This is a genomic window from Burkholderia sp. BCC1999 (assembly GCF_905339975.1).
In the GTDB taxonomy this organism is placed as follows: domain Bacteria; phylum Pseudomonadota; class Gammaproteobacteria; order Burkholderiales; family Burkholderiaceae; genus Burkholderia.
The window spans coordinates 179,323-202,977 of sequence record NZ_CAJPHP010000014.1 but is presented as its reverse complement, the minus strand read 5'-3'; the positions used below and the strand labels follow the sequence as shown (position 1 = coordinate 202,977).

Annotated in this window: 32 protein-coding genes; all 32 read left to right on the top strand. The window is 60.6% G+C overall.

Annotated features, from left to right (window positions below; all coding sequences use genetic code 11):
* Position 1 precedes the first annotated feature (1 nt).
* A complete protein-coding gene (gene rpoC, locus U5809_RS21900) occupies positions 2–4,249 on the top strand; it encodes a DNA-directed RNA polymerase subunit beta' (protein WP_176051126.1) in 4,248 nt (1,415 codons plus the stop codon).
* Between the two features lie 272 nt (positions 4,250–4,521).
* Positions 4,522–6,369 carry a DNA helicase RecQ gene (gene recQ / locus U5809_RS21895; RefSeq protein ID WP_322088082.1) on the top strand — a complete coding sequence of 616 codons (1,848 nt, stop codon included), beginning with the start codon at positions 4,522–4,524 and terminating at the stop codon, positions 6,367–6,369.
* Between the two features lie 227 nt (positions 6,370–6,596).
* Complete coding sequence (gene rpsL / locus U5809_RS21890) at positions 6,597–6,977, top strand: 30S ribosomal protein S12 (protein ID WP_006400662.1); 381 nt, start codon at positions 6,597–6,599, stop codon at positions 6,975–6,977.
* Between the two features lie 172 nt (positions 6,978–7,149).
* Positions 7,150–7,620, top strand: coding sequence for a 30S ribosomal protein S7 (gene rpsG / locus U5809_RS21885; protein ID WP_006477195.1), 471 nt, complete (start codon positions 7,150–7,152; stop codon positions 7,618–7,620).
* A 123-nt stretch (positions 7,621–7,743) separates the two neighbouring features.
* Positions 7,744–9,846 (top strand): elongation factor G, encoded by a 2,103-nt coding sequence (gene fusA / locus U5809_RS21880; protein ID WP_322088081.1) that lies wholly within the window; start codon positions 7,744–7,746, stop codon positions 9,844–9,846.
* 39 nt (positions 9,847–9,885) lie between these two features.
* Complete coding sequence (gene tuf / locus U5809_RS21875; protein ID WP_011350666.1) at positions 9,886–11,076, top strand: elongation factor Tu; 1,191 nt, start codon at positions 9,886–9,888, stop codon at positions 11,074–11,076.
* Positions 11,077–11,361: 285 nt separating this feature from the next.
* Positions 11,362–11,673 (top strand): 30S ribosomal protein S10, encoded by a 312-nt coding sequence (rpsJ, locus tag U5809_RS21870; protein WP_004199280.1) that lies wholly within the window; start codon positions 11,362–11,364, stop codon positions 11,671–11,673.
* 178 nt (positions 11,674–11,851) lie between these two features.
* Positions 11,852–12,502, top strand: a complete 651-nt coding sequence (rplC, locus tag U5809_RS21865; protein ID WP_006482922.1) for a 50S ribosomal protein L3 — start codon at positions 11,852–11,854, stop codon at positions 12,500–12,502.
* Entirely contained in the window at positions 12,502–13,122 is a 621-nt protein-coding gene (gene rplD / locus U5809_RS21860) for a 50S ribosomal protein L4 (RefSeq protein WP_006477192.1), read from the top strand. Before rplC ends, rplD begins: the two co-directional genes overlap by 1 nt.
* Entirely contained in the window at positions 13,119–13,433 is a 315-nt protein-coding gene (gene rplW, locus U5809_RS21855) for a 50S ribosomal protein L23 (protein WP_004199275.1), read from the top strand. The genes rplD and rplW overlap by 4 nt, the downstream gene beginning before the upstream one ends.
* A gap of 2 nt (positions 13,434–13,435) precedes the next feature.
* Positions 13,436–14,263, top strand: coding sequence for a 50S ribosomal protein L2 (rplB, locus tag U5809_RS21850; RefSeq protein ID WP_006482900.1), 828 nt, complete (start codon positions 13,436–13,438; stop codon positions 14,261–14,263).
* Positions 14,264–14,273: 10 nt separating this feature from the next.
* A complete protein-coding gene (gene rpsS, locus U5809_RS21845) occupies positions 14,274–14,549 on the top strand; it encodes a 30S ribosomal protein S19 (RefSeq protein ID WP_004199273.1) in 276 nt (91 codons plus the stop codon).
* Positions 14,550–14,561: 12 nt separating this feature from the next.
* On the top strand, positions 14,562–14,891 hold the full coding sequence (gene rplV, locus U5809_RS21840) for a 50S ribosomal protein L22 (RefSeq protein WP_004199272.1): 330 nt from the start codon (positions 14,562–14,564) through the stop codon (positions 14,889–14,891).
* Positions 14,892–14,902: 11 nt separating this feature from the next.
* Positions 14,903–15,703 carry a 30S ribosomal protein S3 gene (gene rpsC, locus U5809_RS21835; protein ID WP_006482899.1) on the top strand — a complete coding sequence of 267 codons (801 nt, stop codon included), beginning with the start codon at positions 14,903–14,905 and terminating at the stop codon, positions 15,701–15,703.
* A gap of 2 nt (positions 15,704–15,705) precedes the next feature.
* Positions 15,706–16,122, top strand: a complete 417-nt coding sequence (rplP, locus tag U5809_RS21830) for a 50S ribosomal protein L16 (RefSeq protein ID WP_006482873.1) — start codon at positions 15,706–15,708, stop codon at positions 16,120–16,122.
* Positions 16,123–16,131: 9 nt separating this feature from the next.
* Positions 16,132–16,326, top strand: coding sequence for a 50S ribosomal protein L29 (gene rpmC / locus U5809_RS21825; RefSeq protein WP_006400652.1), 195 nt, complete (start codon positions 16,132–16,134; stop codon positions 16,324–16,326).
* Positions 16,323–16,595 (top strand): 30S ribosomal protein S17, encoded by a 273-nt coding sequence (rpsQ, locus tag U5809_RS21820; RefSeq protein WP_006752928.1) that lies wholly within the window; start codon positions 16,323–16,325, stop codon positions 16,593–16,595. The genes rpmC and rpsQ overlap by 4 nt, the downstream gene beginning before the upstream one ends.
* A 309-nt stretch (positions 16,596–16,904) precedes the next feature.
* The gene (rplN, locus tag U5809_RS21815; protein WP_006752929.1) at positions 16,905–17,273 is read left to right on the top strand and encodes a 50S ribosomal protein L14; all 369 of its coding nucleotides are present in this window, start codon (positions 16,905–16,907) and stop codon (positions 17,271–17,273) included.
* 9 nt (positions 17,274–17,282) lie between these two features.
* Positions 17,283–17,591, top strand: coding sequence for a 50S ribosomal protein L24 (rplX, locus tag U5809_RS21810; RefSeq protein WP_006477187.1), 309 nt, complete (start codon positions 17,283–17,285; stop codon positions 17,589–17,591).
* A 16-nt stretch (positions 17,592–17,607) separates the two neighbouring features.
* Entirely contained in the window at positions 17,608–18,147 is a 540-nt protein-coding gene (rplE, locus tag U5809_RS21805; protein WP_006477186.1) for a 50S ribosomal protein L5, read from the top strand.
* 7 nt (positions 18,148–18,154) lie between these two features.
* Positions 18,155–18,460, top strand: coding sequence for a 30S ribosomal protein S14 (rpsN, locus tag U5809_RS21800; protein WP_011350676.1), 306 nt, complete (start codon positions 18,155–18,157; stop codon positions 18,458–18,460).
* Between the two features lie 14 nt (positions 18,461–18,474).
* Positions 18,475–18,870, top strand: coding sequence for a 30S ribosomal protein S8 (gene rpsH, locus U5809_RS21795; protein WP_006477185.1), 396 nt, complete (start codon positions 18,475–18,477; stop codon positions 18,868–18,870).
* Positions 18,871–18,888: 18 nt separating this feature from the next.
* Complete coding sequence (rplF, locus tag U5809_RS21790) at positions 18,889–19,419, top strand: 50S ribosomal protein L6 (RefSeq protein ID WP_011350678.1); 531 nt, start codon at positions 18,889–18,891, stop codon at positions 19,417–19,419.
* A 12-nt stretch (positions 19,420–19,431) separates the two neighbouring features.
* Entirely contained in the window at positions 19,432–19,797 is a 366-nt protein-coding gene (gene rplR, locus U5809_RS21785) for a 50S ribosomal protein L18 (RefSeq protein ID WP_006477183.1), read from the top strand.
* A 14-nt stretch (positions 19,798–19,811) separates the two neighbouring features.
* On the top strand, positions 19,812–20,330 hold the full coding sequence (gene rpsE, locus U5809_RS21780; protein WP_006752931.1) for a 30S ribosomal protein S5: 519 nt from the start codon (positions 19,812–19,814) through the stop codon (positions 20,328–20,330).
* 15 nt (positions 20,331–20,345) lie between these two features.
* Positions 20,346–20,528 carry a 50S ribosomal protein L30 gene (gene rpmD, locus U5809_RS21775; RefSeq protein ID WP_006400644.1) on the top strand — a complete coding sequence of 61 codons (183 nt, stop codon included), beginning with the start codon at positions 20,346–20,348 and terminating at the stop codon, positions 20,526–20,528.
* A 26-nt stretch (positions 20,529–20,554) separates the two neighbouring features.
* Positions 20,555–20,989, top strand: a complete 435-nt coding sequence (gene rplO, locus U5809_RS21770) for a 50S ribosomal protein L15 (protein ID WP_006482880.1) — start codon at positions 20,555–20,557, stop codon at positions 20,987–20,989.
* 42 nt (positions 20,990–21,031) lie between these two features.
* Entirely contained in the window at positions 21,032–22,381 is a 1,350-nt protein-coding gene (secY, locus tag U5809_RS21765; protein WP_006482915.1) for a preprotein translocase subunit SecY, read from the top strand.
* Positions 22,382–22,386: 5 nt separating this feature from the next.
* Positions 22,387–22,605 carry a translation initiation factor IF-1 gene (gene infA / locus U5809_RS21760; RefSeq protein ID WP_004521905.1) on the top strand — a complete coding sequence of 73 codons (219 nt, stop codon included), beginning with the start codon at positions 22,387–22,389 and terminating at the stop codon, positions 22,603–22,605.
* A 20-nt stretch (positions 22,606–22,625) separates the two neighbouring features.
* On the top strand, positions 22,626–22,742 hold the full coding sequence (gene rpmJ, locus U5809_RS21755) for a 50S ribosomal protein L36 (protein ID WP_004199844.1): 117 nt from the start codon (positions 22,626–22,628) through the stop codon (positions 22,740–22,742).
* Between the two features lie 38 nt (positions 22,743–22,780).
* A complete protein-coding gene (rpsM, locus tag U5809_RS21750; protein WP_006477178.1) occupies positions 22,781–23,146 on the top strand; it encodes a 30S ribosomal protein S13 in 366 nt (121 codons plus the stop codon).
* A gap of 28 nt (positions 23,147–23,174) precedes the next feature.
* On the top strand, positions 23,175–23,576 hold the full coding sequence (gene rpsK, locus U5809_RS21745) for a 30S ribosomal protein S11 (RefSeq protein ID WP_004197937.1): 402 nt from the start codon (positions 23,175–23,177) through the stop codon (positions 23,574–23,576).
* Positions 23,577–23,655 lie beyond the last annotated feature (79 nt).

The window sequence follows — 23,655 nt, the reverse complement described above, 5'->3', positions numbered from 1 at the left end:
AATGAAAGCTCTGCTCGATCTATTCAAGCAAGTCCAACAGGAAGAAGTTTTCGACGCGATCAAGATCGGTCTGGCTTCGCCTGACAAGATCCGTTCGTGGTCGTTCGGCGAAGTGAAGAAGCCGGAGACCATCAACTACCGTACGTTCAAGCCGGAACGCGATGGTCTCTTCTGCGCGAAGATCTTCGGGCCGATCAAGGACTACGAGTGCCTGTGCGGCAAGTACAAGCGTCTGAAGCACCGCGGCGTCATCTGCGAGAAGTGCGGCGTCGAAGTGACGTTGGCGAAGGTGCGTCGTGAACGGATGGGCCACATCGAACTGGCCTCGCCGGTCGCGCACATCTGGTTCCTGAAGTCGCTGCCGTCGCGTCTGGGCATGGTGCTCGACATGACGCTGCGCGACATCGAACGCGTGCTGTACTTCGAAGCATATGTGGTGATCGAACCGGGCATGACGCCGCTGAAGGCGCGGCAGATCATGACCGAAGAGGATTACTACAACAAGGTCGAGGAATACGGCGACGAATTCCGTGCCGAGATGGGCGCGGAAGGCGTGCGTGAACTGCTGCGCGCGATCAACATCGACGAGCAGGTCGAGACGCTGCGCACCGAGCTGAAGAACACCGGCTCGGAAGCGAAGATCAAGAAGTACGCGAAGCGCCTGAAGGTCCTCGAGGCATTCCAGCGCTCGGGCATCAAGCCCGAGTGGATGATCCTCGAAGTGCTGCCGGTGCTGCCGCCGGAACTGCGTCCGCTCGTGCCGCTGGATGGCGGCCGTTTCGCGACGTCGGACCTGAACGACCTGTATCGCCGCGTGATCAACCGTAACAACCGGTTGAAGCGTCTGCTCGAGCTGAAGGCGCCTGAAATCATCGTCCGCAACGAAAAGCGGATGCTGCAGGAAGCCGTCGACTCGCTGCTCGACAACGGTCGTCGCGGCAAGGCGATGACGGGCGCGAACAAGCGTCCGCTGAAGTCGCTCGCCGACATGATCAAGGGCAAGGGCGGTCGTTTCCGTCAGAACCTGCTGGGCAAGCGCGTCGACTACTCGGGCCGTTCGGTCATCGTGGTCGGCCCGACGCTGAAGCTGCACCAGTGCGGCCTGCCGAAGCTGATGGCGCTCGAGCTGTTCAAGCCGTTCATCTTCAACAAGCTGGAAGTGATGGGCGTCGCGACGACCATCAAGGCTGCGAAGAAGGAAGTCGAGAACCAGACGCCGGTGGTGTGGGACATCCTCGAAGAGGTGATCCGCGAGCACCCGGTGATGCTGAACCGTGCGCCGACGCTGCACCGTCTCGGTATCCAGGCGTTCGAGCCGGTGCTGATCGAAGGCAAGGCAATTCAGCTGCACCCGCTCGTCTGCGCGGCGTTCAACGCCGACTTCGACGGCGACCAGATGGCCGTTCACGTGCCGCTGTCGCTCGAAGCGCAGATGGAAGCGCGTACGCTGATGCTGGCGTCGAACAACGTGCTGTTCCCGGCCAACGGCGATCCGTCGATCGTGCCGTCGCAGGATATCGTGCTGGGTCTGTACTACGCGACCCGCGAAGCGATCAACGGCAAGGGCGAAGGCCTGTCGTTCACGGGCGTGTCGGAAGCGATCCGCGCGTACGAGAACAAGGAAGTCGAGCTCGCATCGCGCGTCAACGTGCGGATCACCGAAATGGTCCGCAACGAAGACACGTCGGAAGGCGCGCCGGAATTCGTGCCGAAGATCTCGCTGTACGCGACGACCGTCGGCCGCGCGATCCTGTCGGAGATCCTGCCGCACGGCCTGCCGTTCTCGGTGCTGAACAAGCCGCTGAAGAAGAAGGAAATCTCGCGCCTGATCAACACGGCATTCCGCAAGTGCGGTCTGCGCGCGACGGTGGTGTTCGCCGATCAGCTGATGCAGTCGGGTTTCCGTCTTGCGACGCGTGCCGGCATTTCGATCTGCGTGGACGACATGCTCGTGCCGCCGCAGAAGGAAACGATCGTCGGCGACGCCGCGAAGAAGGTGAAGGAGTACGACCGTCAGTACATGTCGGGTCTCGTTACCGCGCAGGAACGCTACAACAACGTGGTCGACATCTGGTCGGCAACGTCGGAAGCGGTCGGCAAGGCGATGATGGAGCAGCTGTCGACGGAGCCGGTGACGGACCGCGACGGCAAGGAAACGCGCCAGGAATCGTTCAACTCGATCTACATGATGGCCGACTCGGGCGCCCGGGGTTCGGCGGTTCAGATTCGTCAGCTGGCCGGTATGCGAGGCCTGATGGCGAAGCCGGACGGCTCGATTATCGAGACGCCGATTACCGCGAACTTCCGCGAAGGCCTGAACGTGTTGCAGTACTTCATCTCGACCCACGGTGCACGTAAGGGTCTGGCTGATACGGCACTGAAGACCGCGAACTCGGGTTACCTGACGCGTCGTCTCGTCGACGTCACGCAGGATCTGGTCGTGGTGGAAGACGATTGCGGCACGTCGAACGGCGTCGCGATGAAGGCGCTGGTCGAAGGCGGTGAAGTCGTCGAAGCGCTGCGCGACCGTATCCTCGGCCGCGTCGCGGTTGCGGACGTCGTCAACCCGGAAACGCAGGAAACGGTGTACGAATCGGGCATGCTGCTCGACGAAACGGCGGTCGAGGAAATCGAACGCCTCGGCATCGACGAAGTGCGCGTGCGCACGCCGCTGACCTGCGAAACGCGTTACGGCCTGTGCGCAGCCTGCTACGGTCGAGACCTCGGCCGCGGCTCGCTCGTGAACGTCGGCGAAGCAGTCGGCGTGATCGCGGCACAGTCGATCGGTGAACCGGGCACGCAGCTGACGATGCGTACGTTCCACATCGGTGGTGCGGCATCGCGTGCGGCAGTGGCTTCGTCGGTCGAAGCGAAGAGCAACGGTATCGTGCGCTTCACGGCGACGATGCGCTACGTCACGAACGCGAAGGGCGAGCAGATCGTCATTTCCCGTTCGGGCGAAGCGATGATCACCGACGACTTCGGTCGCGAGCGCGAGCGTCACAAAGTGCCGTACGGCGCGACGCTGCTGCAGCTCGACGGCGTGACGATCAAGGCAGGCACGCAGCTCGCCACGTGGGATCCGCTGACGCGTCCGATCATCACCGAGTACGGTGGTACGGTGAAGTTCGAGAACGTCGAGGAAGGCGTGACCGTCGCGAAGCAGATCGACGACGTGACCGGCCTGTCGACGCTGGTCGTGATCGACGTGAAGCGTCGCGGTTCGCAGGCTTCGAAGAGCGTGCGTCCGCAGGTGAAGCTGCTCGACGCGAACGGCGAAGAAGTGAAGATTCCGGGCACGGAGCACGCAGTGCAGATCGGCTTCCAGGTCGGCGCACTGATCACCGTGAAGGATGGCCAGCAGGTGCAGGTCGGTGAAGTGCTCGCACGTATCCCGACCGAAGCGCAGAAGACGCGTGACATTACCGGCGGTCTGCCGCGGGTGGCGGAACTGTTCGAAGCGCGTTCGCCGAAGGATGCCGGCATTCTCGCGGAAGTCACCGGTACGACGTCGTTCGGTAAGGACACGAAGGGCAAGCAGCGTCTCGTCATCACGGATCTCGAGGGCAACCAGCACGAGTTCCTGATCGCGAAGGAAAAGCAGGTTCTGGTTCACGATGCACAGGTCGTCAACAAGGGCGAAATGATCGTGGACGGTCCGGCCGATCCGCACGACATCCTGCGTCTGCAGGGTATCGAGGCGCTGTCGCGCTACATCGTCGACGAAGTGCAGGACGTGTATCGTCTGCAGGGCGTGAAGATCAACGACAAGCACATCGAGGTGATCGTTCGCCAGATGCTGCGTCGTGTGCAGATCACCGACAACGGCGATACGCGCTTCATCCCGGGCGAACAGGTCGAGCGTTCCGACATGCTGGACGAGAACGATCGCATGATCGCCGAGGACAAGCGTCCGGCTTCGTACGACAACGTGCTGCTCGGTATCACGAAGGCATCGCTGTCGACCGACTCGTTCATCTCCGCGGCATCGTTCCAGGAAACGACCCGCGTGCTGACCGAAGCGGCGATCATGGGCAAGCGCGACGATCTGCGTGGCCTGAAGGAAAACGTGATCGTCGGCCGCCTGATTCCGGCCGGTACGGGTCTCGCGTTCCACAAGGCACGCAAGGCGAAGGAATCGTCGGATCGCGAGCGTTTCGACCAGATCGCAGCGGAAGAGGCATTCGACTTCGGCACGCCGAGCGCGCCTGCTGCGGAAGAGCCGCAACAGCACCCGGCAGCCGAGTAAGCGCGGGCGGCGCGAGCCGCCTTGCCTCACCACGCTGTCACCGAAACCGCCCGGTTCTGCCGGGCGGTTTTTTTTCATCTGTCGTTCACGTGCATGACGTGCCTGCGCAGTAACGCCGCATGCCCGGAGATTGCTTGCGGCGCGGCCGCGGCAGGCCCGTGATGCACGCGAACGAACCCTGGCCGAACGACCAACTTCGAACGATTCGCCACGCGCTGCGCGAGCGGGTTGTTAAAATTGCGGTCATCGTTTAGCCGTCCTTGTTCTCATTCATGTCCCGCGCCCTCGAAATTCTCGACGAAGTCTTTGGTTATTCCGCCTTTCGCGGCCAGCAGGGCGAGATCGTCGAGCACGTCGCCGGCGGCGGCGATTGTCTCGTGCTGATGCCGACCGGCGGCGGCAAATCGCTGTGCTACCAGATTCCCGCGCTGCTGCGTCGCGAGGCCGGACAGGGTGCCGGTATCGTCGTGTCGCCGCTGATCGCGCTGATGCAGGATCAGGTCGCCGCACTGAGAGAAGTGGGCGTGCGCGCGGCGTATCTGAATTCGACACTGTCGGGCGCCGAGGCCGCGGCCATCGAGCGCGCGCTGCGCGAAGGCGAAATCGACCTGCTGTACGTCGCGCCCGAACGGCTGATGACGGGGCGCTTCCTCGACCTGCTCGAGCGCGCGAAGATCGGCTTGTTCGCGATCGACGAAGCACACTGCGTGTCGCAATGGGGGCACGATTTCCGTCCGGAATACATCCAGCTGTCGGTACTGCACGAGCGGTTCCCGGCGGTGCCGCGCATCGCGCTGACGGCCACGGCCGACGCGATCACGCGTGACGAGATCATCCATCGTCTCGCGCTCGACGACGCGCGCGTGTTCGTGTCGAGCTTCGACCGCCCGAACATCCGCTACCGGATCGTCGAGAAGGACAACGCGCGCTCGCAGCTGCTCGACTTCATCCGCGCCGAACACACGAATGCCGACGGCACGACGGACGCCGGCGTCGTCTATTGCCTGTCGCGCCGCAAGGTGGAGGAAACGGCCGAGTGGCTGAAGGCGCAGGGCGTGCGCGCGCTGCCGTATCACGCGGGGATGGAGTTCGAGGTGCGGCAGAAGCACCAGGAAATGTTCCAGCGCGAGGAAGGCATCGTGATGTGCGCGACGATCGCGTTCGGTATGGGTATCGACAAACCCGACGTGCGCTTCGTCGCGCACCTGGATCTGCCGAAGAGCGTCGAAGGCTACTACCAGGAAACGGGCCGGGCGGGCCGCGACGGGATGCCCGCGAACGCATGGATGGCGTACGGTCTCGGCGATGTCGTCCAGCAGCGCAAGATGATCGACGAGTCCGATGCGGACGACGCGCACAAGCGCGTGCAGACGTCGAAGCTCGATGCGCTGCTCGGGCTGTGCGAGACGATCTCGTGCCGCCGCGTGCGGCTGCTGAACTACTTCGGCGAAGAGAGCCAGCCATGCGGCAACTGCGACACGTGCCTCGAGCCGCCCGCATCGTGGGATGCCACGCGCGAGGCGCAGATGGCGTTGTCTTGCGTGTTCCGCGCGCAGCGCGCGAGCGGCTTCAATTTCGGCTCGAGCCACCTGATCGAGATCCTGCGCGGCGGGCGCACCGAGAAGGTGTTGCAGCGCGGCCACGACCAGCTCACGACGTTCGGGATCGGCGCATCGCTGTCCGAGCCCGAATGGCGCGCGATTTTCCGTCAGCTCGTCGCGTACGGTTACCTGGCCGTCGATCATGGCGGCTTCGGCGCGCTGGTGCTGACCGAGGCCGCGAAGCCCGTGCTGAAGAACGAGGAGAAGGTCACGCTGCGCCGCTACGTGAAGCCGCAGCGCACGCGCCAGTCGTCGAGCCGCGGCGGCACGCGTGTCGACCCGACGGCCGGCATGGGCACGCGCGAGCGCGCGCGGTGGGACGCGCTGCGCGCGTGGCGCGCGGAAACCGCCAAGACCGACGGCGTGCCGGCCTACGTGATCTTCCATGACGCGACGCTCGCGGAAATCGCGCGCAACGCGCCGGAGTCGATCGACGACCTGCGCCACATCCCCGGCATGGGCGTACGCAAGCTCGAACGCTTCGGCGACGAGATCATCGACGTCGTTGAATCGGCCTGATACAGGCGTTCCGACCCTTCCAGTAAACCACGCAGTCGACCGGCAAATCACGCAAGCCGTTGACTTAGTTGGCATTTCCGGAATATGATGCTGGGTTCCGGTATTCGGTGGGCTGTGTCGCGTTCGAAAGCTCGCACCCGATTCGCCAGTTCGGAAGTCAACTGTGCGCCGATTCTCGCTTTGCCCGAAATCGATGCGCAGATTTTGTTCAATTTCAGGAATAAACAATGCCAACCATCAACCAACTGGTTCGCAAAGGCCGTCAGTCGGAAACGACGAAGAGCAAGAGCCCGGCCCTGCAGGACTGCCCCCAGCGTCGCGGCGTGTGCACCCGTGTGTACACGACGACGCCGAAGAAGCCGAACTCGGCACTCCGTAAGGTCGCCAAGGTTCGTCTGACGAACGGCTTCGAAGTGATTTCGTACATCGGCGGTGAAGGCCACAACCTGCAGGAACACTCGGTTGTGCTGATCCGCGGCGGCCGTGTGAAGGACTTGCCGGGTGTGCGTTACCACATGGTTCGCGGCTCGCTGGATACCCAGGGCGTCAAGGACCGTAAGCAAGCGCGCTCGAAGTACGGCGCGAAGCGTGCAAAGGCTGCCAAGTAAGCAGTTTTTGATCAGGGATCGCCGCAGGGCGGTCAAGGCGGGAGTGCCGGATTGCTGGTGCTGTCGAGTAAGTGGTCACCCGGCCAAGCTGGTTAGTCGTGAAGATGTGATCGGGTTTGTTGGTGGCCGCGGAGCTGGAACCAGCTCCAACTGAACAAGTAAAGGAAGAATCATGCCGCGTCGTCGCGAAGTCCCCAAGCGGGAAGTGTTGCCGGATCCGAAGTTCGGTAACGTTGATGTTGCCAAGTTCATGAACATGCTGATGCTGTCCGGCAAGAAGTCGGTCGCAGAGCGCATCGTTTATGGCGCATTCGAACAAATCCAGACCAAGGGTGGCAAGGACCCGCTGGAAGTGTTCACGGTTGCGCTCAACAACGTGAAGCCGGTGGTCGAAGTGAAGAGCCGCCGCGTTGGTGGTGCCAACTATCAAGTTCCGGTCGAAGTGCGCCCGTCGCGTCGTATGGCATTGGCGATGCGCTGGCTGCGTGAGGCTGCGAAGAAGCGTAGCGAGAAGTCGATGGCCCTGCGCCTGGCAGGTGAACTCTCCGAAGCGGCCGAAGGCCGTGGCGGCGCGATGAAGAAGCGCGACGAAGTTCACCGCATGGCAGAAGCCAACCGCGCGTTCTCGCATTTCCGTTTCTAAGCGCCTGGCTGGGCTGTTAGCGGAAATAAATTCCGGGCGGGTGCGCTTTTCAGGCGCCTCGCCCGTTTGTGTTGAAGCATGATGCAGCCGGGCTGCATCGTGTCATCCCAGTAGAGGATCAAAGTGGCTCGCAAGACTCCTATCGAGCGCTACCGCAATATCGGTATTAGCGCTCACATCGACGCCGGCAAAACGACGACGACCGAGCGCATTCTGTTTTACACCGGTGTGAACCACAAGATCGGTGAAGTCCACGACGGCGCAGCCACGATGGACTGGATGGAGCAGGAACAGGAACGTGGCATCACGATCACGTCCGCTGCTACCACGGCCTTCTGGAAGGGCATGGGCGGCAACTATCCGGAACACCGCATCAACATCATCGACACCCCGGGCCACGTCGACTTCACGATTGAAGTCGAGCGCTCGATGCGCGTGCTCGACGGCGCATGCATGGTGTACTGCGCAGTGGGCGGCGTGCAGCCGCAGTCGGAAACGGTGTGGCGCCAGGCGAACAAGTACAAGGTGCCGCGTCTCGCGTTCGTCAACAAGATGGACCGTACCGGCGCGAACTTCTTCAAGGTCTACGACCAGCTCCGTCTGCGCCTGAAGGCGAACCCGGTTCCGGTCGTGGTGCCGATCGGTGCGGAAGAAGGCTTCAAGGGCGTCGTCGATCTGATCAAGATGAAGGCGATCATTTGGGACGAAGCGTCGCAAGGTACCAAGTTCGACTACGTCGACATCCCGGCGGAACTCGTCGACACGTGCAACGAATGGCGTGAAAAGATGGTCGAGGCGGCTGCAGAGTCGAGCGAAGACCTGATGAACCAGTACCTGGAAGCAGGTTCGCTGACGGAAGACGAGATCGTGAAGGGTCTGCGTGACCGTACGATCGCGTGCGAAATCCAGCCGATGCTGTGCGGTACCGCGTTCAAGAACAAGGGCGTGCAGCGTATGCTCGACGCCGTGATCGACTTCCTGCCGTCGCCGGTCGACATTCCGCCGGTTACGGGCGAGCTCGAAAACGGCGAGAAGACGGAGCGTCGTGCTTCCGACGACGAGAAGTTCGCGTCGCTCGCGTTCAAGATCATGACCGACCCGTTCGTCGGCCAGCTGATCTTCTTCCGCGTCTACTCGGGCGTCGTCAATTCGGGCGACACGCTGCTCAATGCGACCAAGGGCAAGAAGGAACGTCTCGGCCGTATTCTGCAGATGCACGCGAACCAGCGCGAAGAAATCAAGGAAGTGCGCGCAGGCGACATCGCTGCAGCGGTCGGCCTGAAGGAAGCGACCACGGGCGACACGCTGTGCGATCCGGCACATCCGATCGTGCTCGAACGCATGATCTTCCCGGAGCCGGTGATTTCGCAGGCCGTCGAGCCGAAGACGAAGGCTGACCAGGAAAAGATGGGCCTGGCGCTGAACCGTCTGGCTCAGGAAGATCCGTCGTTCCGCGTGCAGACCGACGAAGAATCGGGTCAAACGATCATTTCGGGCATGGGCGAGCTCCACCTCGAAATTCTGGTTGACCGGATGAAGCGTGAATTCGGCGTGGAAGCGACCGTTGGCAAGCCGCAGGTTGCTTACCGCGAAACCATCCGCAAGTCGGCCGCGGACGTCGAAGGCAAGTTCGTCAAGCAGTCGGGCGGTCGCGGTCAGTACGGCCATGCGGTCATCACGCTCGAGCGCAGCGAACTGGGCAAGGGCTACGAGTTCATCGACGCGATCAAGGGCGGCGTGATTCCGCGTGAATACATCCCGTCGGTTGACAAGGGTATCCAGGAAACGCTGAAGAGCGGCGTGCTGGCAGGCTTCCCGGTCGTCGACGTGAAGGTCACGCTGACGTTCGGTTCGTACCACGACGTCGACTCGAACGAAAATGCGTTCCGCATGGCCGGTTCGATGGCGTTCAAGGAAGCAATGCGCCGCGCTGATCCGGTTCTGCTCGAGCCGATGATGGCAGTGGAAGTGGAAACGCCGGAAGACTTCATGGGTAACGTGATGGGCGACCTGTCGGGTCGTCGCGGCATTATCCAGGGCATGGACGACATGGTTGGCGGCGGCAAGATCGTGCGCGCCGAAGTGCCGCTGTCGGAAATGTTCGGCTATTCCACGTCGCTGCGCTCGCTCACGCAAGGTCGTGCAACGTACACGATGGAGTTCAAGCACTACGCTGAAGCTCCGAAGAACGTTGCAGAAGCGATCATCAGCGCGAAGTCGAAGTAATTCGCTATCACAATCGATTATTATTGAAAGAAGAGAATCATGGCAAAAGGTAAATTCGAGCGGACCAAGCCGCACGTGAACGTTGGTACGATTGGTCACGTTGACCACGGCAAGACGACGCTGACGGCAGCGATCACGACGGTTCTGACGAAGAAGTTCGGCGGCGAAGCGAAGGCATACGACCAGATCGACGCGGCACCGGAAGAAAAGGCGCGCGGCATCACGATCAACACGGCACACGTCGAGTACGAAACGGCTAACCGCCACTACGCACACGTTGACTGCCCGGGCCACGCTGACTATGTGAAGAACATGATCACGGGCGCAGCGCAGATGGACGGCGCGATCCTGGTTTGCTCGGCAGCTGACGGCCCGATGCCGCAGACGCGTGAGCACATCCTGCTGGCACGTCAGGTTGGCGTTCCGTACATCATCGTGTTCCTGAACAAGTGCGACATGGTGGACGACGCTGAACTGCTCGAGCTGGTCGAGATGGAAGTTCGCGAACTCCTGTCGAAGTACGACTTCCCGGGCGACGACACGCCGATCGTGAAGGGTTCGGCGAAGCTGGCGCTGGAAGGCGACACGGGCGAGCTGGGCGAAGTGGCGATCATGAGCCTGGCCGACGCGCTGGACACGTACATCCCGACGCCGGAGCGTGCAGTTGACGGTGCGTTCCTGATGCCGGTGGAAGACGTGTTCTCGATCTCGGGCCGTGGTACGGTTGTGACGGGTCGTGTCGAGCGCGGCATCGTGAAGGTCGGCGAAGAAATCGAAATCGTCGGTATCAAGCCGACGGTGAAGACGACCTGCACGGGCGTTGAAATGTTCCGCAAGCTGCTGGACCAAGGTCAAGCAGGCGACAACGTTGGTATCCTGCTGCGCGGCACGAAGCGTGAAGACGTTGAGCGTGGCCAGGTTCTGGCGAAGCCGGGTTCGATCACGCCGCACACGCACTTCACGGCTGAAGTGTACGTGCTGAGCAAGGACGAAGGCGGCCGTCACACGCCGTTCTTCAACAACTACCGTCCGCAGTTCTACTTCCGTACGACGGACGTGACGGGCTCGATCGAGCTGCCGAAGGACAAGGAAATGGTGATGCCGGGCGACAACGTGTCGATCACGGTGAAGCTGATCGCTCCGATCGCGATGGAAGAAGGTCTGCGCTTCGCAATCCGCGAAGGCGGCCGTACGGTCGGCGCCGGCGTCGTCGCCAAGATCATCGAGTAATATCGACGATCCGCGGATCCCGCCGGGGTCCGCGATTCCGCGGTAGGCAGTTGTACCGCCGAAACCGGGTGTCCAGCTTGCGCTGGCACCCGGTTTTGTTTTTGGGCGGCGCGTTGCGCTGCTCGAGAAATGCTCGCCACGGTTTCGGAATTTCGTGTAGAATCGCGGGCTTAGCAGTGGAAGTGCCGTTAGGAACATGATGTCTCGCTCCCCGCAGGCGTCGTGTTTCACGTTCTTTTAGTGTCCGGCGATGCAACATCGCCTCGCTCTTTTCAAGGAATCGTCATGCAGCAACAGAAAATCCGCATTCGCCTGAAGGCATTCGACTATCGTCTGATCGATCAATCGGCTGCCGAGATCGTCGATACCGCGAAGCGGACTGGCGCAATCGTCCGTGGCCCGGTGCCGCTGCCGACGCGCATTCAGCGTTTTGACATCCTGCGTTCGCCGCACGTCAACAAGACGTCGCGCGATCAGCTCGAAATCCGCACCCACCAGCGCCTGATGGACATCGTCGACCCGACGGACAAGACCGTTGACGCGCTGATGAAGCTCGATCTGCCGGCTGGCGTCGACGTGGAAATCAAGCTGCAGTAAGGCTTTCGGCGCCAACCGGCTCGCTGGGCGGTGCTAAGTCTTTGTATTGCTTGCGGAAATCGCGAAGTCGGGCTATACTGCTTGGCTTTTCGCGTATTCGCGTAAAAAAGTTGGGCCTTGCGTGCCCGGCATTTTGTAAATCAGCCCCGACCAATCGCAGTCGGGAATGGAGAAAATGATGAGCCTTGGACTCGTAGGTCGCAAGGTTGGCATGACCCGTATCTTCACGGCTGAAGGGGATTCGATTCCCGTCACCGTGCTGGACGTGTCGGACAACCGCGTGACGCAGATCAAGACTGTTGAAACCGACGGCTACACGGCCGTGCAGGTTGCATTCGGCTCCCGTCGTGCATCGCGCGTGACGAAGCCGCTGGCAGGTCATCTCGCCAAAGCCGGTGTCGAAGCCGGTGAAATCCTCAAGGAATTCCGCATTGACGCGGCCAAGGCAGCTGAGCTGTCGAATGGCGCCGTTGTCGGTGCTGATCTTTTCGAAGTGGGCCAGAAGGTCGACGTGCAAGGCGTGTCGATCGGTAAGGGCTACGCCGGTACGATCAAGCGTTACAACTTCTCCTCCGGCCGTGCCACGCACGGTAACTCGCGCTCGCACAACGTGCCGGGCTCGATCGGTATGGCGCAGGATCCGGGTCGTGTTTTCCCGGGTAAACGCATGACGGGTCACATGGGTGACGTGACGGTGACGGTGCAGAACCTCGAAATCGCTCGTATCGACGCAGAGCGCAAGCTGCTGCTCGTGAAGGGTGCGATTCCGGGCGCGAAGGGCGGCAAGGTCTTCGTGACGCCGGCCGTCAAGACCAAGGGGGCGAAATAATGGAACTCAAGCTCCTGAACGAAAATGGTCAGGAAGGTGCAGTGGTCAACGCATCGGACGTCGTGTTCGGTCGTGACTACAACGAAGCGCTGATCCACCAGGTCGTCGTCGCTTACCAGGCGAATGCTCGCCAGGGTAACCGCGCACAGAAGGACCGTGAGCAAGTCAAGCACACGACCAAGAAGCCGTGGCGCCAGAAGGGTACGGGCCGCGCTCGTGCCGGTATGTCGTCGAGCCCGTTGTGGCGTGGCGGTGGTCGTATCTTCCCGAATTCGCCGGAAGAAAACTTCTCGCACAAGGTCAACAAGAAGATGCATCGCGCAGGTCTCTGCTCGATCTTCTCGCAGCTGGCCCGTGAAGGCCGTCTGTCGGTCGTCGAGGACATCATCCTCGAAGCGCCGAAGACCAAGCTGCTGGCCGACAAATTCAAGACCATGGGTCTCGACTCCGTGCTGATCATCACCGACACGGTTGACGAAAACCTGTACCTGGCATCGCGCAACCTGCCGCACGTGGCAATTGTCGAGCCGCGCTACGCTGACCCGCTGTCGCTGATCTACTTCAAGAAAGTGCTGGTCACGAAGGCTGCGGTCGCCCAGATCGAGGAGTTGCTGTCATGAGCGAGATTCGCAAGAACGATCATCGTTTGATGCAGGTCCTGCTCGCACCGGTGATCTCGGAAAAGGCGACGCTGGTTGCCGACAAGAACGAGCAAGTCGTGTTCGAAGTCGCACCGGATGCCACGAAGCAGGAAGTGAAGGCGGCTGTCGAGCTGCTGTTCAAGGTTGAAGTTGATTCCGTCAACGTGCTGGTTCAGAAGGGCAAGCAAAAGCGCTTTGGCCGTTCGATGGGCCGTCGCAAGGACGTGAAGAAGGCGTACGTTTGCCTGAAGCCCGGCCAGGAAATCAACTTTGAAGCGGAGGCCAAGTAATCATGGCAATCGTTAAAGTTAAGCCGACATCGCCGGGTCGCCGCGCGATGGTCAAGGTGGTCAACAAGAATCTGCACCAGGGCAAGCCGTTCGCGGCACTGCTCGACTCGCAGAGCTCGACCGCCGGCCGTAACAACAACGGTCGTATCACCACGCGTCACAAGGGTGGTGGTCACAAGCAGCACTATCGTATCGTCGATTTCCGTCGCACGAAGGATGGCATCCCGGCAAAGGTCGAGCGTCTCGAGTACGACCCGAACCGTAGCGCGAACATCGCGCTGGTGCTCTACGCAGACGGCGAGCGTCGCTACATCATCGCCCCGAAGGGTCTGACGGTCGGCCAGCAGCTGATGTCGGGTTCGGAAGCGCCGATCCGTGCAGGCAACACGCTGCCGATCCGCAACATTCCGGTCGGTACGACGATCCACTGCATCGAGATGCTGCCGGGCAAGGGCGCGCAAATGGCGCGTTCGGCTGGTACGTCGGCCATGCTGCTGGCACGTGAAGGCGTCTACGCGCAGGTTCGTCTGCGTTCGGGCGAAATCCGCCGCGTGCACATCGAGTGCCGTGCAACGATCGGTGAAGTCGGCAACGAAGAGCATAGCCTGCGCCAGATCGGCAAGGCTGGCGCGAACCGCTGGCGCGGTATCCGCCCGACGGTGCGTGGCGTTGCGATGAACCCGGTTGATCACCCGCACGGTGGTGGTGAGGGCAAGACGGCTGCAGGTCGCGATCCGGTTAGCCCGTGGGGTACGCCGGCTAAGGGTTATCGCACCCGTAGCAACAAGCGCACGACGACGATGATCGTCCAGCGCCGTCACAAGCGTTAAGGAGTAGGCAATGGCACGTTCTGTTAAAAAAGGTCCGTTCTGCGACGCCCATTTGCTGAAGAAAGTTGAGGCGGCTGCAGCTTCGCGCGACAAAAAGCCGATCAAGACCTGGTCGCGTCGCTCGACGATTCTGCCGGATTTCATCGGCCTGACGATCGCTGTTCACAACGGCCGTCAACACGTTCCGGTGTACATCTCGGAAAACATGGTCGGCCACAAGCTTGGCGAGTTCGCACTGACCCGTACGTTCAAGGGTCACGCAGCCGACAAGAAGGCCAAGAAATAAGGGGCAATCAAGATGGAAGTGAAAGCAATTCATCGCGGTGCCCGCATCTCGGCGCAAAAAACGCGCCTTGTGGCTGACCAGATCCGCGGTTTGCCGGTCGACAAGGCGCTGAACGTTCTGACGTTCTCGCCGAAGAAGGCGGCTGGCATCGTGAAGAAGGTTGTGCTGTCGGCAATCGCGAATGCGGAGCACAACGAAGGCGCCGATATCGACGAGCTCAAGATCAAGAGCATCTACGTCGACAAGGCTGCATCGCTCAAGCGTTTCACCGCGCGCGCCAAGGGCCGCGGTAACCGCATCGAGAAGCAATCCTGTCACATCACTGTGACGGTCGGGAATTAAGGAGCCATACGATGGGACAGAAAATTCATCCGACTGGCTTCCGCCTGGCTGTCAGCCGTAATTGGGCTTCGCGTTGGTACGCGAACAACAACAATTTCGCGGCGATGCTGCAGGAAGACATCGGTGTTCGTGAATACCTGAAGAAGAAGCTGAAGAACGCTTCGGTCGGTCGGGTCGTCATCGAGCGTCCGGCGAAGAACGCGCGTATCACGATTTACAGCTCGCGTCCGGGTGTTGTCATCGGCAAGAAGGGTGAGGATATCGAGCAGCTGAAGACGGAACTGCAACGCCGCATGGGCGTTCCGGTTCACGTCAACATCGAAGAAATCCGCAAGCCGGAAACCGATGCTCAGCTGATCGCTGACTCGATCACGCAACAGCTCGAGCGCCGGATCATGTTCCGTCGCGCGATGAAGCGTGCGATGCAGAACGCGATGCGTCTGGGTGCTCAAGGCATCAAGATCATGAGCGCGGGCCGTCTGAACGGTATCGAAATCGCTCGTACGGAGTGGTATCGCGAAGGTCGCGTGCCGCTTCACACGCTGCGTGCCGATATCGACTACGCGACTTCGGAAGCGAAGACGACTTACGGGATCATCGGCGTCAAGGTGTGGGTCTACAAGGGCGATACGCTCGGCCGCAACGACGCACCGGTGGTGGAAGAAGTAGCCGAAGACAAGCGTCCGCGTCGCAATGCGCGTCCGGGCGACCGTCGTCCGCGCCGTGATGGCGAAGGCGGCGCTCCGGGTGCTCGTCGTGGCGCACCGCGCCGTGGCGCCGGCAAGCCCGAAGACGGCAAGACTGGAGAATAACGATGCTGCAACCGAAACGCAGAAAGTATCGTAAAGAGCAGAAGGGTCGTAACACCGGCAAGGCGACGCGCGGCAACGCAGTGTCGTTCGGTGAATTCGGCCTGAAGGCTATCGGTCGCGGTCGTTTGACCGCACGCCAGATTGAAGCGGCGCGTCGTGCAATGACGCGTCACATCAAGCGTGGCGGCCGCATCTGGATCCGGATCTTCCCGGACAAGCCGATTTCGCAGAAGCCGGCCGAAGTACGTATGGGTAACGGTAAGGGTAACCCGGAGTACTACGTCGCCGAGATTCAGCCGGGCAAGATGCTCTATGAAATGGACGGCGTAACCGAAGAACTGGCACGCGAAGCGTTCCGTCTGGCTGCAGCCAAGCTGCCGCTGAAGACGGCATTCATCGTGCGCCAGCTCGGCGCCTAAGGAGAAAACATGAAGGCTTCCGAACTTCTCCAGAAAGACCAGGCCGCGCTCAACAAGGAGCTGGCGGACCTGCTGAAGGCGCAATTCGGCCTGCGCATGCAACTCGCGACCCAGCAGCTCACGAACACGAGCCAGCTGAAGAAGGTTCGTCGCGACATCGCACGTGTGCGGACCGTCATGACTCAGAAGGCGAACCAGAAATGAACGATAGCGTGAAAACCTCGCTGAAGCGGACGCTGGTCGGTCGGGTCGTCAGCAACAAGATGGACAAGACCGTCACCGTGCTGATCGAGCACCGCGTCAAGCATCCGATCTACGGCAAGTATGTCGTGCGCTCGAAGAAGTACCACGCGCATGATGAAGCGAACACCTGCAACGAAGGCGATCTCGTCGAAATCCAGGAAACTCGTCCTGTTTCGAAGACGAAGGCCTGGACGGTGTCGCGCCTCGTCGAAGCCGCTCGCGTCATCTAAGCGGGCAGCGCAGTAGGCAGTAACAGGCACTTCTCCACGAAGTGCTTGAAATCGCAAAGTTTTTGCTTGCGTGACCAGGATTATTTGTTATAATCCTGGTCTTCCCTCTTTATGGGAGCCCCGTCGCGGGCGAAGTTGGTGGGGGAAGCGGACTGGCGCCTGCCTGTCCGAAAGATTCACCGAATTGCGATGGCGGGTTTCGTTTGCCGTCGCTGCTGTTCCAACCCAAGCAGCCGATTGGCTGACGGGACCAAGACTGACCGAATGCATCATGGTGGTGCATCCGGATTAAGTTGGGAAAGACAAACCATGATCCAGACCGAATCTCGGCTCGAAGTAGCCGACAACACGGGTGCACGTGAAGTCATGTGCATCAAGGTGCTCGGCGGCTCGAAGCGTCGTTATGCCGGCATTGGCGACATCATCAAGGTGACCGTCAAAGAGGCAACGCCGCGCGGGCGCGTGAAGAAAGGCGAAATTTACAACGCCGTGGTGGTCCGCACCGCCAAGGGCGTGCGCCGTCAAGACGGCTCGCTGATCAAGTTCGACGGCAACGCCGCTGTGCTTTTGAATAACAAGCTCGAGCCGATCGGCACCCGTATCTTCGGGCCGGTGACGCGTGAGCTGCGTAGCGAACGATTCATGAAGATCGTTTCGCTGGCGCCGGAAGTGCTGTAAGGAGTCGCGATGAACAAGATTCGCAAGGGTGACGAAGTCATCGTCGTCACTGGCAAGGACAAGGGCAAGCGCGGCGTCGTGCTGGCTGTCGGTGCTGAACATGTGACGGTTGAAGGTATCAACCTCGTCAAGAAGCATGTGAAGCCGAACCCGATGAAGGGTACGACGGGTGGCGTGGAAGCGAAGACGATGCCCCTGCATATTTCGAACGTCGCACTGGTCGACGCGAATGGCAAGGCGTCGCGTGTTGGCATCAAGGTCGAGGAAGGCAAGAAGGTTCGCTTCCTGAAGACGACCGGTGCCGTACTGAGCGCCTGACGCAGCGGAGTAAAAAATGGCTCGTTTTCAAGAGTTTTACAAAGAAAAGGTTGTGCCCGGCCTGATCGAGAAGTTCGGTTACAAGTCGGTCATGGAAGTGCCGCGCATCACCAAGATCACGCTGAACATGGGTCTTGGCGAAGCGATCGCTGACAAGAAGATCATCGAGAACGCCGTTGGCGACCTCACGAAGATCGCCGGCCAGAAGCCGGTCGTCACGAAGGCTCGCAAGGCAATCGCAGGCTTCAAGATCCGCCAGGGTTACCCGATCGGCGCGATGGTGACGCTGCGTGGTCAAGCGATGTACGAATTTCTCGACCGTTTCGTAACGGTTGCCCTGCCCCGCGTGCGAGATTTCCGCGGCGTGTCGGGTCGTGCTTTCGATGGCCGTGGCAACTACAACATCGGTGTGAAAGAGCAGATCATTTTCCCCGAAATCGACTACGACAAGATCGACGCACTGCGTGGGCTGAACATCAGCATCACGACGACTGCGAAGACCGACGACGAAGCAAAGGCTCTGCTCGCCAGCTTCAAGTTCCCGTTCAGAAACTGAGGTTACCGTGGCTAAACTGGCACTGATCGAACGTGAAAAGAAGCGCGCCCGCCTGGTCGCGAAGTTCGCAGCAAAGCGCGATGCGCTGAAGGCGATCGTCGAAGACCAAAGCAAGTCGGAAGAAGAGCGCTACGAAGCACGCCTTGAGCTGCAGCAACTGCCCCGCAACGCAAACCCGACCCGCCAGCGTAACCGCTGCGCGATCACGGGCCGTCCGCGTGGCACGTTCCGTAAATTCGGCCTCGCGCGTAACAAGATTCGTGAAATCGCATTCCGTGGCGAGATTCCTGGCCTGACCAAGGCGAGCTGGTAATAGGAGAAACGTAAATGAGCATGAGTGATCCTATCGCCGATATGCTGACTCGCATCCGCAACGCGCAGATGGTCGAGAAGGTATCGGTTGCGATGCCCTCGTCGAAGGTCAAGGTTGCAATCGCGCAAGTCCTCAAGGACGAAGGTTATATCGACGATTTCGCCGTGAAGGCGGAAGGTGCGAAGTCCGAACTGAATATCGCGCTGAAGTACTACGCAGGTCGCCCGGTCATCGAACGCCTCGAGCGCGTGTCGAAGCCTGGTCTGCGCGTGTACCGCGGCCGTAACGACATTCCGCAGGTCATGAACGGCCTCGGCGTGGCTATCGTGTCGACGCCGAAGGGCGTGATGACTGATCGCAAGGCGCGCGCTACCGGCGTCGGCGGCGAAGTCATCTGCTACGTCGCTTAAAGCCGAGGAGAGAGAAACATGTCTCGAGTAGGTAAGAGCCCGATCGCGCTGCAAGGCGCGGAAGTCAAGCTGGCCGACGGTGCTATCACCGTCAAGGGCCCGCTGGGCACCATCACGCAAGCGATCAATCCGCTCGTGAACGTGGCGAACAACGACGGCACGCTGAATCTGGCGCCGGTCGACGAAAGCCGCGAAGCAAATGCACTGTCGGGCACGATGCGCGCGATTATCGCGAATGCCGTGCACGGCGTGACCAAGGGTTTCGAGCGCAAGCTGACGCTGGTTGGCGTCGGTTACCGTGCGCAAGCGCAAGGCGACAAGCTGAACCTGTCGCTGGGTTTCTCGCACCCGGTGGTGCACCAGATGCCGGAAGGCGTCAAGGCTGAAACCCCGACGCAAACCGAAATCGTGATCAAGGGGATCAACAAGCAACAAGTCGGTCAAGTGGCTGCGGAAGTCCGCGGTTACCGTCCGCCGGAGCCCTACAAGGGCAAGGGCGTGCGTTATTCCGACGAGGTTGTGATCCTCAAAGAAACGAAGAAGAAGTAAGGGTGCGCAATCATGGATAAGACTCAATCTCGCCTGCGCCGCGCTCGCCAGACGCGTATCAAGATCGCTGAGCTGCAGGTCGCGCGTCTCGCCGTGCATCGCACGAACACGCACATCTACGCTCAAGTGTTCTCGCCCTGCGGCACCAAGGTGCTCGCCAGCGCGTCGACGCTCGAAGCTGAAGTGCGCGCCGAGCTCGCCGACAAGTCGGGCAAGGGCGGCAACGTTAATGCTGCGACGCTGATCGGCAAGCGTATTGCCGAGAAGGCAAAGGCCGCCGGCATCGAATCCGTCGCCTTCGACCGCTCGGGCTTCCGCTACCATGGCCGCGTCAAGGCGCTGGCTGAGGCAGCTCGCGAAGCTGGGCTCAAGTTCTAAGGAAGGAATTCGTCATGGCAAAGATGCAAGCGAAAGTTCAGGCTGACGAGCGCGACGACGGCCTTCGTGAAAAGATGATTTCGGTCAATCGCGTGACCAAGGTCGTGAAGGGTGGCCGTATTCTCGGCTTCGCCGCACTGACCGTGGTTGGCGACGGTGATGGCCGCATCGGTATGGGCAAGGGCAAGGCGAAGGAAGTGCCGGTCGCTGTCCAGAAGGCAATGGAACAAGCTCGCCGCAACATGTTCAAGGTGCCGCTCAAGAACGGCACGCTGCAGCACGAAGTGCACGGCAAGCACGGCGCATCCGCTGTCCTCCTCGCTCCGGCGAAGGCAGGTACGGGCGTGATCGCCGGCGGCCCGATGCGCGCAGTGTTCGACGTGATGGGCGTTCAGAACGTCGTGGCGAAGAGCCACGGTTCGACGAACCCGTACAACCTCGTTCGCGCCACGCTGGACGGTCTGCGCAAGCAGTCGACCCCGGCAGACATCGCGGCGAAGCGCGGCAAGTCCGTCGAAGATATTTTGGGCTAAGCCCGGGTGGTCACCATGTCTGAAAAAACTGTCAAGGTTCAGCTCGTTAAGAGCCTGATCGGGACCCGCGAATCGCACCGCGCGACCGTGCGTGGCCTGGGCCTGCGCCGACTCAACTCGGTCAGCGAGCTCCAGGACACGCCGGCGGTCCGCGGCATGATCAACAAGGTCTCGTACCTCGTTAAGGTCATCGCGTAAGCGGCCCTACGGATCAAGGAGTTGATATGGAATTGAATAACCTGAAGCCGGCCGCTGGTGCCAAGCACGCCAAGCGTCGCGTCGGTCGTGGCATCGGTTCGGGCCTCGGCAAGACGGCTGGCCGTGGTCACAAGGGTCAGAAATCGCGTTCGGGCGGCTTCCACAAAGTCGGTTTCGAAGGCGGTCAGATGCCGCTGCAACGTCGTCTGCCGAAGCGCGGCTTCACGTCGCTGACGAAGGAATTCGTCGGTGAAGTGCGCCTGGGCGACCTCGAGAAGCTGCCGGTCGACGAGATCGATCTGCTCGCACTGAAGCAAGCCGGCCTGGTCGGCGAGCTGACGAAGAGCGCAAAGATCATCGCGACGGGCGAACTGAAGCGCAAGATCGTCGTGAAGGGTCTCGGTGCCACCAAGGGTGCGCGCGCTGCGATCGAAGCGGCTGGCGGTTCGTTCGCCGAGTGACACGCGTAGCGCGTCGTCACTTGCATTCATCGGAGAAGGTACTTGGCTAACAGCCCGAGTCTTGCAAAACCCGGTCGAAGCACGGCGAAATTCGGCGATCTGCGTCGGCGAGCGATGTTCCTGCTCCTGGCGCTGATCGTCTATCGCATCGGCGCGCACATTCCCGTGCCGGGCATCGATCCGGATCAACTGGCTAAGCTGTTCCAGAGCCAGGCGGGCGGCATCCTGGGCATGTTCAACATGTTCTCGGGTGGCGCGCTTTCCCGCTTCACGATCTTTGCGCTGGGGATCATGCCGTACATCTCGGCGTCGATCATCATGCAGTTGCTGGCGATCGTATCGCCGCAGCTCGAGGCGCTGAAGAAGGAAGGGCAGGCAGGGCAACGGAAGATCACGCAGTACACGCGGTATTTCACCGTGGTGCTCGCGACCTTCCAGGCGTTCGGTATCGCGGCTGCGCTGGAAAACCAGCCGGGCCTCGTCACCGACCCCGGCATGCTGTTCCGTCTGACGACGGTCGTGACGCTGGTTACCGGTACGATGTTCCTGATGTGGCTCGGCGAGCAGATTACCGAGCGTGGTCTGGGCAACGGTATCTCGATCATCATCTTCGGCGGGATCGCAGCAGGGTTCCCGAATGCCGTGGGTGGGTTGTTCGAGCTGGTGCGTACGGGTTCGATGAGCATCATTTCGGCGATCATCATCGTCGTTCTGATTGCCGCGGTGACTTACCTGGTCGTGTTCATCGAACGCGGTCAGCGCAAGATCCTCGTGAACTACGCGAAACGCCAGGTCGGCAACAAGATCTACGGTGGGCAGTCGTCGCATCTGCCGCTGAAGTTGAACATGTCGGGCGTGATTCCGCCGATCTTCGCATCGTCGATCATTCTGTTCCCGGCAACGATTCTCGGCTGGTTCAGTACCGGTCAGCCGACGGGAAGCTGGATTTCCAATACGTTGCATAACGTAGCGGAAGCGCTGAAGCCGGGCCAGCCGGTCTATGTGCTGCTGTACACGCTGGCGATCGTGTTTTTCTGCTTCTTCTACACCGCACTGGTGTTCAACAGCAGGGAAACCGCGGACAACCTGAAGAAGAGCGGCGCGTTTGTTCCGGGCATCCGTCCGGGCGATCAAACCGCACGATATATCGACCGCATCCTCACGCGTCTGACGCTGGCCGGTGCGATCTACATCGTCTTCGTGTGTCTGCTGCCGGAATTTCTGGTGCTGCGCTGGAACGTGCCGTTTTATTTTGGTGGAACGTCGCTGCTGATCATTGTCGTCGTCACGATGGACTTTATGGCGCAGGTGCAGTCGTACGTTATGTCGCAACAGTATGAGTCACTGCTCAAGAAGGCGAACTTCAAGGGCGGCAACATCCCGATGCGTTAAGGACTATGGCCAAAGACGATGTAATCCAGATGCAGGGCGAGGTGATTGAAAACCTCCCGAATGCGACCTTCCGTGTGAAGCTGGAAAACGGCCATGTCGTGTTGGGACATATTTCCGGAAAGATGCGGATGCACTACATCCGCATCCTGCCGGGCGACAAGGTGACGGTTGAGTTGACGCCTTACGATCTGTCTCGTGCGCGGATCGTGTTCCGGGCGAAGTGATTTGAAAAAAGGGTATTATCATGAAAGTGATGGCATCGGTTAAGCGCATTTGCCGCAATTGCAAGATCATCAAGCGCAAAGGCGTCGTTCGCGTGATCTGCAGCTCGGATCCGCGCCACAAGCAGCGCCAAGGCTGACCGCGCGTTTGTTTGCGCTTTTTGTTTGAGGAAAAACAATGGCTCGTATCGCAGGGGTTAACATCCCGAATCACCAGCACACCGAGATTGGCCTGACGGCTATCTTTGGTGTCGGCCGCACCCGTTCGCGCAGCATCTGCGTGGCAGCTGGCGTCGATTTTTCGAAGAAGGTCAAGGATCTGACCGACGCAGACCTGGAAAAGCTGCGTGAAGAAGTGGGCAAGTTTGTCGTCGAAGGCGATCTGCGCCGTGAAGTGACGATGAACATCAAGCGCCTGATGGACCTCGGTTGCTACCGTGGCGTCCGTCATCGCAAGGGCCTGCCGATGCGCGGTCAGCGTACGCGTACGAACGCACGTACCCGTAAGGGTCCGCGTCGTGCAGCGCAAGCGCTGAAGAAGTAAGCGGAACTGACAGTTACAGGAAAACGTAATGGCTAAGGCTTCGAATACCGCGGCGCAACGCGTTCGCAAAAAGGTTAAGAAGAACGTCGCTGAAGGCGTGGTTCACGTTCACGCGTCGTTCAACAACACGATCATCACGATCACCGATCGCCAAGGCAACGCTCTGGCATGGGCGACGTCGGGCGGTCAGGGCTTCAAGGGCTCGCGCAAATCGACGCCGTTCGCTGCTCAGGTCGCAGCCGAGTCGGCTGGCCGCGTCGCGATGGAATACGGCGTGAAGAATCTGGAAGTGCGGATCAAGGGCCCGGGCCCGGGTCGCGAGTCGGCAGTGCGCGCACTGCACGGCCTCGGGATCAAGATCACCGCGATTTCGGACGTCACCCCGATTCCGCACAACGGCTGCCGTCCGCCGAAGCGTCGTCGTATCTGAGGATGTGCTGGCACGTTCGTGCTAGCGCATTGCCTGTCGCCGCTCAGCGTCGACGGGCGTTGCTTTTTTGATTGACTAA

Bases quoted from the DNA above. Each gene is read 5' to 3' on its own strand.
- rplF (WP_011350678.1), top strand. From the start codon at position 18,889: ATGTCTCGAGTAGGTAAGAGCCCGATCGCGCTGCAAGGCGCGGAAGTC.
- rplV (WP_004199272.1), top strand. From the start codon at position 14,562: ATGGAAGTGAAAGCAATTCATCGCGGTGCCCGCATCTCGGCGCAAAAA.
- recQ (WP_322088082.1), top strand. From the start codon at position 4,522: ATGTCCCGCGCCCTCGAAATTCTCGACGAAGTCTTTGGTTATTCCGCC.
- rpsQ (WP_006752928.1), top strand. From the start codon at position 16,323: ATGAACGATAGCGTGAAAACCTCGCTGAAGCGGACGCTGGTCGGTCGG.
- rpsK (WP_004197937.1), top strand. From the start codon at position 23,175: ATGGCTAAGGCTTCGAATACCGCGGCGCAACGCGTTCGCAAAAAGGTT.
- rpsM (WP_006477178.1), top strand. From the start codon at position 22,781: ATGGCTCGTATCGCAGGGGTTAACATCCCGAATCACCAGCACACCGAG.
- rplN (WP_006752929.1), top strand. From the start codon at position 16,905: ATGATCCAGACCGAATCTCGGCTCGAAGTAGCCGACAACACGGGTGCA.
- rplR (WP_006477183.1), top strand. From the start codon at position 19,432: ATGGATAAGACTCAATCTCGCCTGCGCCGCGCTCGCCAGACGCGTATC.
- rpsH (WP_006477185.1), top strand. From the start codon at position 18,475: ATGAGCATGAGTGATCCTATCGCCGATATGCTGACTCGCATCCGCAAC.
- rplB (WP_006482900.1), top strand. From the start codon at position 13,436: ATGGCAATCGTTAAAGTTAAGCCGACATCGCCGGGTCGCCGCGCGATG.
- rplO (WP_006482880.1), top strand. From the start codon at position 20,555: ATGGAATTGAATAACCTGAAGCCGGCCGCTGGTGCCAAGCACGCCAAG.
- rplX (WP_006477187.1), top strand. From the start codon at position 17,283: ATGAACAAGATTCGCAAGGGTGACGAAGTCATCGTCGTCACTGGCAAG.
- rplC (WP_006482922.1), top strand. From the start codon at position 11,852: ATGAGCCTTGGACTCGTAGGTCGCAAGGTTGGCATGACCCGTATCTTC.
- rplW (WP_004199275.1), top strand. From the start codon at position 13,119: ATGAGCGAGATTCGCAAGAACGATCATCGTTTGATGCAGGTCCTGCTC.
- rpsS (WP_004199273.1), top strand. From the start codon at position 14,274: ATGGCACGTTCTGTTAAAAAAGGTCCGTTCTGCGACGCCCATTTGCTG.
- rpoC (WP_176051126.1), top strand. From the start codon at position 2: ATGAAAGCTCTGCTCGATCTATTCAAGCAAGTCCAACAGGAAGAAGTT.
- rplE (WP_006477186.1), top strand. From the start codon at position 17,608: ATGGCTCGTTTTCAAGAGTTTTACAAAGAAAAGGTTGTGCCCGGCCTG.
- rpmD (WP_006400644.1), top strand. From the start codon at position 20,346: ATGTCTGAAAAAACTGTCAAGGTTCAGCTCGTTAAGAGCCTGATCGGG.
- rpmC (WP_006400652.1), top strand. From the start codon at position 16,132: ATGAAGGCTTCCGAACTTCTCCAGAAAGACCAGGCCGCGCTCAACAAG.
- rpsL (WP_006400662.1), top strand. From the start codon at position 6,597: ATGCCAACCATCAACCAACTGGTTCGCAAAGGCCGTCAGTCGGAAACG.
- tuf (WP_011350666.1), top strand. From the start codon at position 9,886: ATGGCAAAAGGTAAATTCGAGCGGACCAAGCCGCACGTGAACGTTGGT.
- infA (WP_004521905.1), top strand. From the start codon at position 22,387: ATGGCCAAAGACGATGTAATCCAGATGCAGGGCGAGGTGATTGAAAAC.
- rpmJ (WP_004199844.1), top strand. From the start codon at position 22,626: ATGAAAGTGATGGCATCGGTTAAGCGCATTTGCCGCAATTGCAAGATC.
- rpsC (WP_006482899.1), top strand. From the start codon at position 14,903: ATGGGACAGAAAATTCATCCGACTGGCTTCCGCCTGGCTGTCAGCCGT.
- rpsJ (WP_004199280.1), top strand. From the start codon at position 11,362: ATGCAGCAACAGAAAATCCGCATTCGCCTGAAGGCATTCGACTATCGT.
- rplD (WP_006477192.1), top strand. From the start codon at position 12,502: ATGGAACTCAAGCTCCTGAACGAAAATGGTCAGGAAGGTGCAGTGGTC.
- rpsE (WP_006752931.1), top strand. From the start codon at position 19,812: ATGGCAAAGATGCAAGCGAAAGTTCAGGCTGACGAGCGCGACGACGGC.
- rplP (WP_006482873.1), top strand. From the start codon at position 15,706: ATGCTGCAACCGAAACGCAGAAAGTATCGTAAAGAGCAGAAGGGTCGT.
- rpsG (WP_006477195.1), top strand. From the start codon at position 7,150: ATGCCGCGTCGTCGCGAAGTCCCCAAGCGGGAAGTGTTGCCGGATCCG.